The following is a 14,029-nucleotide window of genomic DNA, read 5'->3' on the forward strand; positions in this document are numbered from 1 at the left end:
GGGCCCGGTCGATCTCGTCCTCGCGGCCACTGCCGAGTTGCGCGGACTGACTTTGCTGCATCGCGATCACGACTTCGACTGCATCGCTGCGGTGACCGGTCAGCCGCATCAGTGGCTTGGCTCCCAGAAAACCGTCGATCGGGCATAGTCGGGGCATGAGTGATGACCGACCGGCGCTGGCTGTCGCACTGGATTTGGAGCCGCATCCGGAGGGTGGGTGGTATCGGCAAACCTGGCGTAGTGCGGTGGAATTCACGCCCGAGGGGTACCCGGGGCCGCGAGCGAGCGGGACCGCGATCTATTTCTTGTTGATGCCTGGTGAGCGGTCGGCACCGCATACGGTGCGTTCCGACGAGGTGTGGTTGTGGCATCGGGGCGGGGCGCTGGTGCTCGACATCGGGGGCGAGGAGGTTGTCCTCGGGCCCGATGTCGAACACGGTCAGGTACTGCAGGCCGTGGTGCCCGGCGGGGTCAGTCAGGCCGCGCGGCCGGCTGGCGATGAATACGTGCTGGTCAGCTGCATCGTTGCGCCGGGATTCGACTTCGCCGACTTCACCCTCGACTGATCAGTCGATTTCCAGCACACCCTCGTCGACGGCCCATTTGATCGTCTTCTCCAGTTGCGCACAGGTTTCCGGACGTCCCGGCCCGTAACCCTGCGCGCTGAGCCTGGCGAAGACCGGGCAGCGCGCGGCCGGATTCTCGGTCCACTGCACCGAGGTCTGGTGCGACGAACTCTTGCGCACCAGCACCTCGCTCTGGCATGACTGACACCGCAGCGGCGTCAGTCCCTCCTCCAGATAGCGCTGCTTGTCGACCACGGTCTGGGCCTGCACCGCGGCCCGCCGCGCCGGTTGGTCGGCGAAGTCGGGTGCTTTCGCCCAGGTTGCCGCCATCAGACGCCTGCTTCCGCTTCCGTTTCCCGCTTGCGCCGCAGGTTCTCGGCGACCTCGGCCTCCCACGCTTCATTCGCCTTGGTGGTATCCACCTCGAATTCGAAGCGCTGGGTCATCTTGTCGGTCACCTCGGCCAGATCCACATAGAACTGGTCGTACCACCTGCGCAGCTGGTAGACGGGGCCGTCCTCCTCGCAGAGCAGCGGATTCTCGACCTTGGACTTGTGCTTCCAGATCTCGACATCCTGCAGGAACCCGACGCTGATGCCCTCGGTCATCTTCGCGGCCAACTTATCGGCCATCTCGCCGTCGACGCCCTTCGGCTTCTCCAGCGAGACACCCCACTGCAGCACGAACGAATCCTGCGTCACCGGGTAGTGGCAGTTGATCAGGACGCTCTTGACCTCGTATCCGCTGTAAATATTGACCAGCGGATTGATCATGTAGGAGGGCCCGAAGTACGACGCCTCCGACTTCAGCAGGGTGTCGCCGCCATACTTGGAGGCCATGCCGATATCGGGACGACCCTTGGTCTCCAGGAACTGGGTGGCGATATGCCCCTCGAAGACATTCTTGAAGTACGTCGGGAAGGCGAAGTGGATATAGAAGAAGTGGGCCATATCCACCACGTTGTCGATGATCTCGCGGCAGTTCGCGCCCTCGATCAGCAGGGAGTTCCAGGTCCATTCGGTCCACCCGCTGTCGAGCTCTTCGCTCGGGTTGCCATCCGCGTCGGTATAGGGCCCGACGATGTGCGGAATGGTGACCTCCGGCGGCGGCTGGCTGCCCTCGACGTCGTGCCAGACGAAAAGCTGTCCGTTGCGCTCGAGCGTGGTCCACTTGCGGGTCCGCGCCAGCGGCGGCACGCGCCGCGCATAGGGAATCGCGGTGCATTTGCCACTGGTGCCCGACCAGCGCCAGTCGTGGAACGGGCAGGCGATATCGCCGTCTTTGACCTCGCCCATGCTCAGGTCGCCACCCATATGCCTGCAGTAGGCGTCCAACACCCGGAGTTCGTCATTGCTGTCGACCCAGACGACGAGCTTGGTTCCGAACACCTCGACCGCGTGCGGCTTGCCGTCGCGGAACGACTTCGCCAACCCGAGGCAATGCCATCCCCGCGCGTATCGGGTGGGCACGGAGCCCACATCGAGCTCGCGGACCTTACCCACCCCGTCGGCTGCGCCTCCTGCCGTCCCCCTTCCCTTCGCACCGCTCCCCAATGGGGTAACTGCCATCGCGATTCCTCCTCCTTCTGTACTAGAACACGTTACAAAAATGTCGCGTTCCACGCCAGCGATTCCGTCGACCACCTGCGAATCGGTGACGAATGCCCCTTATGGTCACCCGTTCTCGACAGAAATAAGAACCTGTTCTAGTCTCAGAGGCAAATGAGTACCGGTTACCAATCCGACCAGGCAGGAGCGGGTCCCGCGATGACGCAAGAAGTGACCGAACGGGTCGAAGCACTGTTGCCGACGCTGCGCGAGCGTGCACAGGAAGCCGAGGACCTGCGGCGCATCCCCGACGAATCGATGAAGGCACTGCAGGAGACCGGCTTCTTCCGCCTGCTGCAGCCCAAGCAGTGGGGCGGCCACGCGGCCGATCCGGTCGTGTTCTACGACACGGTTCGCAAGCTCGCCAGCGCATGCGGCTCCACCGGCTGGGTGGCGGGCATCGTCGGCGTGCACAACTGGCACCTCGCACTGTTCGACCAGCAGGCGCAGGAAGATGTGTGGGGCGAGGACAACGAGGTCCGGATCTCCTCGTCGTACGCCCCGATGGGCGCGGGCACGGTCGTCGACGGCGGCTACCTCGTCAAGGGGGCGTGGGCCTGGTCCTCGGGCTCGGATCACGCCACCTGGGCGGTGCTCGGCGGTCCGGTGATCAAGGACGGCAAGCCGGTCGACTTCGGCAGCTTCCTGATCCCGCGCACCGACTACCGCATCGATGACGTGTGGAATGTGGTCGGCCTGCGGGGCACCGGCTCCAATACCGTTGTGGTGGAGGACGTTTTCGTACCGTCGCACCGGTTCCTGAGCTTCCGCGCGATGAGTGAGCTGAAGTCCCCCGGCCTGGCGCAGAATACCGATCCGGTGTACAAGATGCCCTGGGGCACAATCCATCCCACGACCATCTCCGCACCGATCGTCGGTATGGCGTACGGCGCGTACGCCGCCCATGTCGAACATCAGGGCAAGCGGGTGCGCGCGGCCTATGCGGGCGAGAAGGCCAAGGAAGATCCGTTCACCAAGGTGCGGGTCGCCGAAGCCTCCAGCGATATCGATGCGGCCTGGCGTCAGCTGTCCGGCAATGTCGCCGACGAATACGCACTGCTGGTGGCGGGCAAGGAGATTCCGTTCGACCTGCGGGTGCGAGCACGCCGCGACCAGGTACGCGCGACCGGCCGGGCGATCGCCTCCATCGATAAGCTCTTCGAAGCCTCCGGCGCCACCGCACTCGCGAACGGCACTCCGCTGCAACGCTTCTGGCGCGACGCCCACGCCGGGCGGGTGCACGCCGCCAATGATCCCGAACGCGCCTACGTCATGTACGGCACGCACGAATTCGGGCTTCCGGTTACCGACGGCATGGTCTAGCCGTGACAGCGACAACCGAACTCACCTTCGAATCGACCTCGCGATACGCGCAGGCGCGGCCCGATCTGCGCCTGCACTATCACGAGGCCGGAGTCGGCAACGGCCCGACGATCGTGCTGCTGCACGGCGGCGGGCCCGGCGCCTCCTCGTGGTCGAACTTCGCCCGCAATATCCCGGTGCTGGCACGCGAGTTCCACGTGCTCGCGGTGGATCAGCCGGGATTCGGGCTCTCGGACAAGCCGACCGAGCATCCGCAGTACTTCGCGCACAGTGCCTCGGCGCTGAAGGATCTGCTCGATGCGCTGGAGGTCACCGGACGCGTACACCTGCTGGGCAATTCGCTCGGCGGCGGTACCGCGGTGCGATTCGCGCTGGACTATCCGGATCGGGCGGGCAAGTTGGTGCTGATGGGTCCGGGCGGGTTGAGCGTCAACCTGTTCGCGCCGGATCCGACCGAGGGTGTGAAGAACCTCGCGAAGTTCAACTACGAGCCGACCAGGGAAAACCTGGAGGCGTTCCTGCGGATCATGGTCTTCGATCAGTCGCTGATCACCGACGAGCTGATCGATGAGCGCTTCGCCTCGGCGAGCACGCCCGAGGCGCTGGCCGCGACCAGGGCGATGGGAAAGTCCTTCGCCGGAGCCGATTTCGAGCAGGGCATGATCTGGCGCGACGCCTATAAGCTGCGCCAGCCGGTGCTGCTCATCTGGGGCCGGGAAGATCGGGTGAATCCACTCGACGGCGCGCTGGTCGCGACGAAGATGATTCCACGGGTGCAGCTGCACGTTTTCGGTGGTTGCGGGCACTGGGCCCAGCTGGAGAAGTTCGACGAATTCAACCGGCTGGCAACGGATTTCCTTGCCGGTGTGAAGGAGAAGTGATGGGCATTCGATCACTGGCGTATCTGCGCATCGAGGCCACCGATATGGCGGCCTGGCGCGAATACGGGCTCAAGGTGCTCGGCATGGTCGAGGGCAAGGGCAGCAATCCCGAGGCGCTGTATCTGCGCATGGACGACTTCCCGGCTCGGCTCGTCATCTCGCCGGGCGAGCAGGATCAGCTGCAGGTCTCCGGCTGGGAGACGGCCAATGCCGCTGAACTGCAGGATATTCGGGACCGGCTGGATGCGGCCGGGGTGCCGTTCAAGGAGGGCACCGCACAGGAGAAGGCCGATCGCCGGGTCTACGAGCTGATCTCGTTCGAGGATCCCTCGGGCAATACCCTTGAGGCGTTTCACGGTGCGGCACTGGAACATCGGCGCGTGGTCAGCCCGTACGGACATCGATTCGTCACGGGCGAACAGGGACTCGGCCATGTGGTGCTCAGCACCAAAGACGATGCGGCGGCGCTGACCTTCTACCGCGATGTACTCGGCTTCCGGCTGCGCGATTCGATGCGGCTGCCACCGCAGATGGTCGGGCGGCCCGCCGACGGCGAACCGGCCTGGCTGCGCTTCTTCGGCTGCAACCCGCGCCACCACTCGCTGGCCTTCCTGCCCATGCCGACCCCGAGCGGCATCGTGCACCTGATGCTCGAGGTGGAGGGCTCCGACGATGTCGGGCTCTGCCTGGATCGCGCGCTGCGCAAGAAGGTGAAGATGTCGGCGACGCTCGGTCGGCATGTCAACGACAAAATGCTGTCCTTCTATATGAAGACACCCGGCGGCTTCGACGTCGAATTCGGTTGTGAGGGTCTGGAAGTCGACGACGCCGACTGGATCGCGCGGGAATCCACCGCAGTCAGCCTGTGGGGTCACGACTTCACGGTTGGACAGCGGCAGCCATGATGAGCGAGCTTGCGAGCGAACAATCCAACACAGCCGAGCTCTCGCTCGCGCCGGAGCGAAGCGGAGGCGTGAGCGAGCGTCAGCGAGTGAACCGAACAACACAGCTGCATCGCATTACGAAGTAATGCTCGACAGGGCGAGCGGGGAGACCATGACGACCGACGAATATCCGGCGATCGACGGGCGACAGTTCCGAAATGTATTGGGGCAGTTCTGTACCGGCATCACCGTGATCACCACCTTCGATGCCGACGCGGCCCCGATCGGGTTCGCCTGCCAATCCTTTGCCGCCCTGTCACTTGACCCACCCCTCGTGCTGTTCTGCCCGACCAAGACCTCCCGGTCTTGGGCGGCGATCGAACAGTCGGGGAGCTTCTGTGTGAACGTCCTCGCTGAGGAACAGCGGCAACTGTGTGCCCGCTTCGGTTCCCGCGAACCCGATAAGTTCGCCGAAACCAAGTGGCACACCTCGGAACTGGAGCTCCCGCTCCTGGACGACGCCTTGGCCACCATCCAGTGCAAGGTGGACAGCGTCGTCGACGGCGGCGATCACTACATCGTGATCGGCCGGGTGCTGGCCCTGTCGGAGTCGACCAGCTCCGGCAGGCCGCTGTTGTTCTACCGCGGCCAGTACACCGCCATCGAACCGGATAAGACCGTCCCGGCTCCCTGGCGGCACGACCTGGAGCATTTCCTCACCACGACAACGCTGGACACCTGGCTCTGAAAATATGGCCCCGCCCGGAATCGCATGGGCGGGGCCATATCTCACTCCGCAGTACGCGTGCTGCGGAAGGTGAGGGCGACGACGAAGGTCAGCGCGGCGATGACCACGGCACCGGCGAAGGCGGTCGTGATGCCGCCGACCAGGGCGTGGTGTGCCGAACCTCCGGCATCACGGGCGGCGGTGCCGAAGATGGTGACCAGAATGGCGAGGCCGAGCGAGGCGCCGGTCTGCTGCAGGGTCTGCAGCGCGCCGCCCGCGGCACCGGCTTCGGTCGGCGCAACGCTCGACATGATGATCACATTGAGCGGTGAAAAGGCGAGGCCGATACCGCTTCCCATCAGGATCATGGCGATGAACAGCATCGGGAAGTAGTCGGTGTCGACCGTCAGCCGGGTCAGCAGCACCAAACCGGCCGCCATCAGCAGCGTGCCGATTACCGTCACCGGTTTCGGACCGAAGCGCGGCAGCAGCCGCGGGATCAGCCGGATCATGGTGAACATCATCAGCGCGGTCGGCATGAAGGCGAAACCCGTTGCCAGCGCGCTCAATCCGCGCACTTCCTGCAGGTACTGGGTGAGGAAGAAGAACATCGACATACCGGCCATCGGGCCGAGGAACATATTGGCGTAGGCCGCGGCGCGATTGCGATCGACGAACAGTCGCAGCGGCAGCAGGGGCTGGGCCGTGCGCGCCTCGATGGTCAGGAAGGCGATGATCAAGGCCGCGCCGACAGCCAGCCAGATATCGGTGCCCGCATCGCTCCAGCCGTGTGATGCGGCGCTGATGAAGCCGTAGACCAGGGCGGCGACGCCGCCGGTCGCGGTGACCGCACCGGGCAGGTCGAGGCGGGCGGGCTGACGCCCTGCGGCGGGAGCGACGGGCTCGGAGGAGGCAGCGGAGCGTGACCACGGAGAGACCCGCGAGCGCCGCAAATCCAACCCAGCATCCGGCAGATAACGCAGCGCCAGCACTACAACGGCCAGTCCGAAGGGCACATTGATGAACAGCGCGGAACGCCAGGTCAGCCATTCGGTCAGCAGACCGCCAACGATCAGACCGATCGCGAAGCCCGCACTGGACATGCCGGAAAACAATGCGAGCACCCGCATCCGGGCCTTGGGTTCACTGAATGTGGTGGTCAGCAGCGCCAGGGTGCTCGGACCGGCCATGGCCCCGCCGATGCCCTGCACAACACGGGCGACGAGCAGCCAGGTGGCCGATGGCGCCAGCCCGCCCGCCAGCGAGGCCAGGGTGAACAGTGCCGTACCGGCGATGAACAGGTTGCGACGGCCGAACAGATCACCGGCGCGGCCGCCGAGCAGCAGTAGACCGCCGAAGACCAGGGTGTAGGCGTTCATCACCCAGGACAGGTTGGTCGTGCTGAAGTGCAGGTCGGTGCGGATGCGCGGCAGCGCCACATTCATCACGGTGATGTCGAGGATGATCATCAATTGGCAGGTCAGCAGCGTGACCAGCACAATGCCGGATCGAAGACGACCGGCACTGGAGATTGCGGGCACACGGGTGTCCGCGGACATGGTGGTGGACAAAGAACGCTCCATCGAATGGGACTCAAACGGAGGGAGCCTCCGCTTCCGATGGAGCTATCATATGGAGGGTTCCTCCAGTTACGCAAGCCTATCTGGAGGGTCCTTCCGTTTTCCAGTGGAGGGAACATGGCAGCACCGTCGACAGGACGGCCGATGCGCGCGGACGCCCGGCGCAACTACGAGCGGATCATCACATCCGCTCAGGAGGCATTCGCCGAGCAAGGTCCCGACGCCCCGCTGGAAGAGATCGCCCGCCGCGCCGGGGTCGGCATCGGCACGCTCTACCGGCACTTTCCCAGCCGCGAGGTGCTGGTCGAAACCGTATACCGTTCCAGCATCGAACAATTGAGCGCCCGTGCGCACGAGCTGCTCGAAACCCATTCGGCTGCTGTGGCTTTCGAAACATGGCTGCGCGAACAGGTGCAGTGGGTGATGGACAATCGCAGCCTCGCGACCACGATGAAGGCCGGGATGGACAAGGGCTCACCGACCTTCACCCTGTGTCGAACGTTGATCACGGATGCGGCGGCCGCGCTGCTGCATGCCGCACAGGATTCCGGCGATATCCGTCACGATATCGAGCCGCGGGATCTACTCAGGTTCGGCCACGGCATCGGGGTCGCCTGCGAAACGGTTCCCGAGGCCGCCGGTCGCATGCTCGATGTGACGCTGGACGGTATGCGCCCGCCGAAGTGAGCGCGTGGCGGAAGGCCGAGGCGTCGACGGTGGTGCGCCCGGTAGGGCTCGAACCTACGACCTTCGGATTAAAAGTCCGCAGCTCTACCAACTGAGCTACAGGCGCATCGCGACCTCGACGGGAATCGAACCCGCGTCGTTCTGATCGACAATCAGAGTGCTCGACCAACAGAGCACGAGGCCATCGTGGTTTCTGAAGGATTCGAACCTTCGACACCTCGGGCTTCAACCGAGCGCTCTGCCAACTGAGCTGAGAAACCGTGGAACGAAAAATGTTGTGACGCAGATCGGAATCGAACCGACGCGGTCCCTGAATGAAAGTCAGGTTGCCCATACCAACAGAGCAACTGCGCCGAAAAAGCAGAAGGGCCGCTCCCCGGCATTTGCCTGGTGCGGCCCTGCGACACAAGAGATCTATGTCATGGACCACCAGGCTCATCGAACGAAAGACTCTGGGACAGAGCACTTTCCAAGGCAGCATCGAACAAGCGCGGACGCTCATCGAATTTCGCCTTGGTGGTCATTGCCGGGTCCTTCCCTTCAACTTCGGTGTACCCAAACATAAGCACGGCCCCGCACGATCGCAACCGAATTAAATCGGCCACTCCTGCCCGAATTGGTCGTGGAGTCCGCTATGTGAGCGACGTGCAGGTGTCGGCATCGGGCAATTCCTCTGCGAGGAAGACGGTTTGGGCCATCATCTTGAACCCGGACATCCGTTCGCGGAAGACCTCGATGGACTCTTCCGGATGGACCGAGTCGATGACGGCGTGGGGGCCGATGGCATTGAACTGATGGCTCACGCCGCGGGGGATCTGCATATCGACGAAGGAGCAGGGCGGTACGATCAGGTTGTATCTGGTGCGGTGCAGACCGGGTGGGGTGTCGGGTAGATCGTCCTCGAATTGCTTGGGCGCGAAGGGCGTAACTCCTTCGACGTCGGTTACACGGAACGGCGAGAGGCTGCTCACCCGGATATGGGTGTCCGGACCGGTCATCATGCGGACGAAACGCAGGCCGGTGTGCAGATGCATGCGTGAGCAGATGCCGCGTTCCTCGGCATTGTAGAAATCCATGATGTAGCGGTCGGCGAAGAAGCCGTCGAAGGGCGACTCGATCATGTAGACGTCGCCCTCTTCGAAGGTCTGCGAGCGGATGATGCCGTCCGCGTCGGGGACGGTCGCGGCGCGGCTCGCCTTCGCATTCCGGACGATCTGGGCGAAGGCCTGTACGACGACCGCGGCGACCTCCGCGGGAAATTGCGCGACGGGCGTGACGACATTGCGTCCCGCGTCGACGAATTCGGCAAGGTCGTGGATCTCGTTCTCGTCGTCCGCGTGGTGTTTGATTCGGGGATCGGACATGCGGCTCCTACCTCAACGTACGGCTTACGGCCCGACTTCGAAGGACCGCAACCACAGCTCCAACGACAGCACCAGCCACAACTTGCCGCCTTGCCGCGGCAGCAGCGCACCGTCGCCGCGCAGCCACGAGCGGATGGTGTCCGCACGGAACAGGCCGCGCGCGCGTGCGGACGAGCCGAGCAGCAGGTCGTGTCCGAGATCGCGCAGCGGCCCGGAGAGCCACTGCTGCACCGGAACTCGCATACCGCTCTTCGGGCGGTCCACGATGGTCGCCGGAAGTAGATCGCGCACAGCCTGTTTGAGAATCCACTTTTCGCTGGTACCGGCCAGCTTGAACCGGCCGGGGACGCGGAAGGCGTGGTCGATGACGGCGCGGTCGAACAACGGCGCGCGGCCTTCCAAACCGCTTGCGGCGGTGAGTCGTTCGACCTTGGTGAGGATGTGATGCGCGCCTTTGGTGCGCAGGTTGGTGTGCAGCAGTTGGTTCAGCAGGCTGGTCATCCGGCCCTGTCGCAGGTAGGGCGAGAGCAGGTCGGTCAGTGGCGGCGCGTCTGCCAGTGCGGTCAGGACGTCGGTGCTGAGTAGCACCGGCAGGTCGCTGTAGCACTTGCGGTAGCTGTCCAGATAGGCCAGCGCTCTCGCCTCCGGAGACGGGTCGTCGCGCGATAGTTCGAAGATCAGCATCGGCAGGTTCTTCGGGCCGCCGAAGACCGGATCGCCGCCCTCGCCGTTGAGCACGACCCGAATGCCATCTGCGGCAACGGCTTCCGCAAGCATCAGGTTGGGTACGGTAAGTGGGTCGCCGACCGGGCAGTCGAGTAGCGACACAGTCTCCGCCAATCGCGACGCGACCGTTTCACCTGGCACGGTGAGCACTCGATGTTCGGTATTGCAATGTGTGGCAACGAGTCCGGAGTACGCGAGTTCGTTCGGCGTGGTCCCGCCGAAGCTGATGGAATACGAGCGCACACGCTGATCGTGCAGTTTGGCGGCGAGAGCGGTGACCAGACTGCTGTCGATGCCGCCGGAGAGCAGCACCCCGACCGGCTCGCCCGCGGGCAGTCGTCGGGCGACCGCGTCCTCGAGTAGTTCGCGGAGTTCGAGTGCGTGGTCGGCGGCCGATCGAGTGTCCTCGACTTCCATCGGCTCCCAGTAGGTTTCCTCGGTCATCGAGCCGTCGCCGTGTAGCCGGACACAGCGTCCAGGCAGGACCTCGTGGATGCCACGCAGCAGCGTCTCGGTTCCCGGCAGGTAGGCGAAGGTGAGGAAGGAGCGAACCGCGGGTAGATGCAGACCGGTCCGCAGGCTGGGCCATCGGTGCAATGCGCGTAGCGACGTGGATGCGGCCCAGCCTTTGCCCGCGCGTGCGTGGAATAGCGTGCGGGTGCCGACGTGATCGCGGATCAATACCAGGTCGTCGCCGTCGGCGATGGCGAGTGCGAACATGCCATCGGCGGCGGCGATTCCGTCGAGCCCCAGACGGGCATAGCAGTGCAACAGCAGTTCAGCGTCGGCGCAGTCCGGCGGTGCGTCCGTGCCGAGTCGGGCGCGCAGCTGTGCCGCGTTGAACAGCGTGACCTCACCTACGGCCGTCAGCTCACCAACAATGCAGGGATCTGACGCAATGCCCGGACCATCGAGTAACCCCAGCGCATAACGACCGGTCACCGACACCGGATCGCCGCCGACCGCCCGCACCTGCCCGGCCGGATCGTCCGGCGTCAGGAATGCACACCAACGAGACATCTTTTCCCTCAGCCGAAATCGCCGCCGTCGTCCCCGCCGTCATCATCCCAACCGCCGTAATCGCCGCCCCCGTCGCTGGAACCGGACGACTGCGCGGCCGCCTGGCGGCGCAACTCCTCCTCTTCCTCGGCACTCATCGCACTCGGCGGCATGACCAGTGCGCCGAGCAGCGCACCGCCCGCCACCGCAGCCAGGATGCCGCCGAGCCGACCACCGAACGAGGACCGATTGACGGTCAACGCGCCGTCACCCCAGAGCGTCCGCCCGAACCCCGCCTCCCTGCCATAAACCACGGATCCGTTGCGGTACGTACGCTTCACGATCTTCGGCCCGAGCCCCTCATCGGTCCCCGAGTTACCCCGATCATCGCGCCAGGAGACCACCCCCTGCGCACCACGCGTCCGCCACTCTTGTCGCCCATCGGCATACCGCCGATGCACGGACCCGTCAGCAAGCAACTCGTCGGTATACGTAATCTGCCGATGCTCCGGCACAACAATTCCCTTTCACGCAGCGGGCCAAGTCAGAAAGCCCGTGTCCCGGGCACAGCGCAGATGGGTCGAGTGTTCGCCTCACGGGCCAGGTGGCGCACAGCAGCGACGCCGAATGGATGGCATCCCGTTCGGCAGCCACGCGGCCGCTGCCCATGTGCCCAGCTCCCGCGTGGTGCGTTGGAATCTCATGCGGCGGGCCGAAGTCAGGACGCGCGCCGTCCAGGCACTGCGTAGGTCGCTGCGACCGGTTCGGGATGGGCAACCTTCTGCGGCGAGGAGGTACTCGGTGCCTGGCAGCGGAGCCGGGCCGATCGCATCCAGTTCGATGCCGCGGCGAGGCAGCGGCCAGGCGCTTGCAGCGATCGACCTCGGTCAGCATTGCGCGCGGCTTGGGCACGGCATCGCGAGACCTCATGCGGCGGGCCAGGTCATGAAGCCCGTGGTTCGGGCGCGGCGGAATTCGGGCAGGCCGGTGCGGGGTGGGCGAACCTCGCGGACGAGGCGGTGCACGGTGCGCAGTAGCGATGCCGGGCGCACCGCTTCGATTTCGACGAACCGGCCGCGGCGCAGCCACGCGCGTTCCCATGAATCCAGCTGCGCAGCCAGAGCATGCGGCACCGGGCCCAGAGCACGCGGCACCGGGCGCGGCACGTCGCGCGCACGCGAATCCACTTGCGTCGCCCGAGCACTCGAGGCCGAGATTTGGCGCTCGCTCGATCGGACCTGCGCCGTTTCAGCACTCGACTCAGGGTCGTGCAACTCCGCACGACCCAGCGAATCCATGGACGCGATCTGAGCACTCGACTCCGAGCGGTGCAACGCTTCGCGCTCCCGCGGATCGATCTGCGCGGCAACGGCACTCGACATCGCGCCGCGGAGGTGGGTCAGGTGCAAGGTGCCTGCTTGACGGGGGCGCAGGCCCAGCGGGACTACTCGTACGCCCTCCGGAATCTCGGTCAGGTCTGCCAGCCGGGCCGGGAAGGTGAGGCCGTGGGGGCTTGCGTCGTGCAGGAGGTAGATGGTGCCGTCGACTCGGGCGAGCATTTCGGCGATGCCGGGGTCGAGGGGGAGTTCGGACGCGTTGAGGACCGGGCAGGCGGATTCCATGGGTAATCCGTTGGCGCGCAGCATTTGCGCGATCGCGTCGGACTCGCAGACGAGTAGGCGGGGCAGGCCGTAGTCGAAGAGGTCGGGTTCGGGGGTGTGGAGTCCGGCGCGCGTGGTTCGGGGTGGAGTCGGTGTCAGTAGGCCCGGGAACTCTTGGCGGTCGAGAGCCGTGCGGAATGTGGCGTAGCTCAGAGGTGCGGGGACTGTGAAGGCGAACCGGCGCGACGCTCGATGCGGCGGCGTAAATACGCGGCAGAGCTCGTAATAGAGCTGACGCTCGGTGAATCGGATGCCGCTCGGGGCGGCGGCGCGCTCGGCCGCGATGTGGAGCAGCCGATCGAGCACGTGCTGCTTCACCGGGTCGGCCACGTGAGGAAACCTACCTCGCGGGCGGCGCGGCGATCCGGATCGGCCGCATCCTCGATCCGCTCGACCGCCCGTTCCAGCACCATGAGCAGCTTCGCGGGTGGAATCGCGGCGATCGGCGACCACCAACCCTGGCAGAGCCATTCGATCTCCGCGGCCGACAGCGGTTCCCCATGCAGGAATTCGGTGTCCTGCGGTTGCGGGCGCGGATCCCGCAGACGCAGCGTCGACGCATTGGCCAATACCGCCCGCGGCGACAGGCCGACAACCACGGCCCGGCTCCCGAGCGCGACGCGAGCCTTCCCGGCAAGCGCGATGCCGGGCAGGCTCGCATCGTGCAACACGATCACCGGCACATCCGGCGGTAGCTGATCGATGCGGTCGGACAATGCTATAGACCAGGTCTGCGACACATTGTTGGCGGCAAGGCAGGCGAGCACGCTGCGATCCAGGCACAACACCGCGAAGCGCGGCCGGTCCACGGCCGGTGGCCACACCTGTCCCTCGTCGACCGATCCTGGCGGCGGGCTGCCGTAAACCGATATCCACCGACCGACCACATCGCGACGAAAGTTGCTGTATAGCCCCGGCATTCGAACTGTGGCGCGGCTCAGGAACCAGGGCTTTGCCGCGCCGATTCCGACGATGGCCAGCACCAGAATCAATACGCCGAAGGGGATCACCACCGCAGGCGATG

The 14,029-nt window shown here is 65.2% G+C and carries 14 protein-coding genes and 4 tRNA genes; 6 read left to right on the forward strand and 12 right to left on the reverse strand.

The genetic code is table 11. The annotated features are described in order from the left end of the window. The first annotated feature begins 155 nt into the window (after positions 1-155). On the forward strand, positions 156-566 hold the full coding sequence (locus NP3_RS17720) for a cupin domain-containing protein (RefSeq protein WP_063042697.1): 411 nt from the start codon (positions 156-158) through the stop codon (positions 564-566). On the opposite strand, the gene NP3_RS17725 is transcribed toward NP3_RS17720, so the two are convergent. Both NP3_RS17725 and NP3_RS17730 read right to left on the reverse strand, forming a co-directional pair. After that, complete coding sequence (locus NP3_RS17725; RefSeq protein ID WP_084508664.1) at positions 567-896, reverse strand: hypothetical protein; 330 nt, start codon at positions 894-896, stop codon at positions 567-569. Next, positions 896-2,134: a 3-ketosteroid-9-alpha-monooxygenase, oxygenase component gene (locus NP3_RS17730; protein ID WP_373864762.1), complete on the reverse strand. Its 1,239-nt coding sequence runs from the start codon at positions 2,132-2,134 to the stop codon at positions 896-898. The genes NP3_RS17725 and NP3_RS17730 overlap by 1 nt, the downstream gene beginning before the upstream one ends. Before the next feature lie 198 nt (positions 2,135-2,332). Here NP3_RS17730 and hsaA point away from each other — a divergent pair, with 198 nt between their 5' ends. From hsaA to hsaB, 4 genes are all read left to right on the forward strand, one after another. Continuing rightward, positions 2,333-3,496 (forward strand): 3-hydroxy-9,10-secoandrosta-1,3,5(10)-triene-9,17-dione monooxygenase oxygenase subunit, encoded by a 1,164-nt coding sequence (hsaA, locus tag NP3_RS17735; RefSeq protein WP_063042701.1) that lies wholly within the window; start codon positions 2,333-2,335, stop codon positions 3,494-3,496. Positions 3,497-3,498: 2 nt separating this feature from the next. Continuing rightward, entirely contained in the window at positions 3,499-4,377 is an 879-nt protein-coding gene (gene hsaD, locus NP3_RS17740; protein WP_063042703.1) for a 4,5:9,10-diseco-3-hydroxy-5,9,17-trioxoandrosta-1(10),2-diene-4-oate hydrolase, read from the forward strand. Next, positions 4,377-5,282: an iron-dependent extradiol dioxygenase HsaC gene (gene hsaC / locus NP3_RS17745; protein WP_063042705.1), complete on the forward strand. Its 906-nt coding sequence runs from the start codon at positions 4,377-4,379 to the stop codon at positions 5,280-5,282. Before hsaD ends, hsaC begins: the two co-directional genes overlap by 1 nt. A gap of 151 nt (positions 5,283-5,433) precedes the next feature. Further along, on the forward strand, positions 5,434-6,009 hold the full coding sequence (gene hsaB, locus NP3_RS17750; protein ID WP_063042724.1) for a 3-hydroxy-9,10-secoandrosta-1,3,5(10)-triene-9,17-dione monooxygenase reductase subunit: 576 nt from the start codon (positions 5,434-5,436) through the stop codon (positions 6,007-6,009). Between the two features lie 41 nt (positions 6,010-6,050). Here the strand turns inward: hsaB and NP3_RS17755 are convergent, their stop codons facing one another. Continuing rightward, the gene (locus NP3_RS17755) at positions 6,051-7,559 is read right to left on the reverse strand and encodes an MFS transporter (protein WP_245720990.1); all 1,509 of its coding nucleotides are present in this window, start codon (positions 7,557-7,559) and stop codon (positions 6,051-6,053) included. 126 nt (positions 7,560-7,685) lie between these two features. On the opposite strand from NP3_RS17755, the gene NP3_RS17760 reads away from it, so the two are divergent. Further along, entirely contained in the window at positions 7,686-8,255 is a 570-nt protein-coding gene (locus tag NP3_RS17760; protein WP_063042709.1) for a TetR/AcrR family transcriptional regulator, read from the forward strand. A gap of 30 nt (positions 8,256-8,285) precedes the next feature. On the opposite strand, the gene NP3_RS17765 is transcribed toward NP3_RS17760, so the two are convergent. From NP3_RS17765 to NP3_RS49170, 9 genes are all read right to left on the reverse strand, one after another. Further along, positions 8,286-8,361, reverse strand: a tRNA-Lys gene (locus tag NP3_RS17765). Between the two features lie 4 nt (positions 8,362-8,365). Further along, positions 8,366-8,438, reverse strand: a tRNA-Asp gene (locus NP3_RS17770). A gap of 4 nt (positions 8,439-8,442) precedes the next feature. After that, positions 8,443-8,515, reverse strand: a tRNA-Phe gene (locus tag NP3_RS17775). Positions 8,516-8,533: 18 nt separating this feature from the next. After that, positions 8,534-8,609 (reverse strand) — tRNA-Glu (locus NP3_RS17780). Positions 8,610-8,887: 278 nt separating this feature from the next. Then, positions 8,888-9,619 carry a hypothetical protein gene (locus tag NP3_RS17785; RefSeq protein WP_063042711.1) on the reverse strand — a complete coding sequence of 244 codons (732 nt, stop codon included), beginning with the start codon at positions 9,617-9,619 and terminating at the stop codon, positions 8,888-8,890. A 24-nt stretch (positions 9,620-9,643) separates the two neighbouring features. Continuing rightward, positions 9,644-11,365, reverse strand: coding sequence for an asparagine synthetase B family protein (locus tag NP3_RS17790; protein WP_063042713.1), 1,722 nt, complete (start codon positions 11,363-11,365; stop codon positions 9,644-9,646). Between the two features lie 8 nt (positions 11,366-11,373). Beyond that, positions 11,374-11,859 (reverse strand): hypothetical protein, encoded by a 486-nt coding sequence (locus tag NP3_RS17795; protein WP_063042715.1) that lies wholly within the window; start codon positions 11,857-11,859, stop codon positions 11,374-11,376. Positions 11,860-12,270: 411 nt separating this feature from the next. Further along, the gene (locus tag NP3_RS17800; protein ID WP_063042718.1) at positions 12,271-13,335 is read right to left on the reverse strand and encodes a hypothetical protein; all 1,065 of its coding nucleotides are present in this window, start codon (positions 13,333-13,335) and stop codon (positions 12,271-12,273) included. Further along, on the reverse strand, positions 13,320-14,029 hold a 710-nt coding region (locus NP3_RS49170), incomplete at its 5' end, for a hypothetical protein (protein WP_373864763.1). The genes NP3_RS17800 and NP3_RS49170, both read right to left, overlap by 16 nt.

The organism is Nocardia pseudovaccinii NBRC 100343, assembly GCF_001613225.1.
Classification (GTDB): Bacteria; Actinomycetota; Actinomycetes; order Mycobacteriales; family Mycobacteriaceae; genus Nocardia; species Nocardia pseudovaccinii.

Excerpts from the sequence above, each read along its gene's own strand:
- hsaC (WP_063042705.1), top strand. The coding sequence starts at position 4,377 with ATGGGCATTCGATCACTGGCGTATCTGCGCATCGAGGCCACCGATATG.
- NP3_RS17790 (WP_063042713.1), bottom strand. The coding sequence starts at position 11,365 with ATGTCTCGTTGGTGTGCATTCCTGACGCCGGACGATCCGGCCGGGCAG.
- hsaA (WP_063042701.1), top strand. The coding sequence starts at position 2,333 with ATGACGCAAGAAGTGACCGAACGGGTCGAAGCACTGTTGCCGACGCTG.
- NP3_RS17720 (WP_063042697.1), top strand. The coding sequence starts at position 156 with ATGAGTGATGACCGACCGGCGCTGGCTGTCGCACTGGATTTGGAGCCG.
- hsaB (WP_063042724.1), top strand. The coding sequence starts at position 5,434 with ATGACGACCGACGAATATCCGGCGATCGACGGGCGACAGTTCCGAAAT.
- NP3_RS17785 (WP_063042711.1), bottom strand. The coding sequence starts at position 9,619 with ATGTCCGATCCCCGAATCAAACACCACGCGGACGACGAGAACGAGATC.
- NP3_RS17730 (WP_373864762.1), bottom strand. The coding sequence starts at position 2,134 with ATGGCAGTTACCCCATTGGGGAGCGGTGCGAAGGGAAGGGGGACGGCA.
- NP3_RS17760 (WP_063042709.1), top strand. The coding sequence starts at position 7,686 with ATGGCAGCACCGTCGACAGGACGGCCGATGCGCGCGGACGCCCGGCGC.
- NP3_RS17725 (WP_084508664.1), bottom strand. The coding sequence starts at position 896 with ATGGCGGCAACCTGGGCGAAAGCACCCGACTTCGCCGACCAACCGGCG.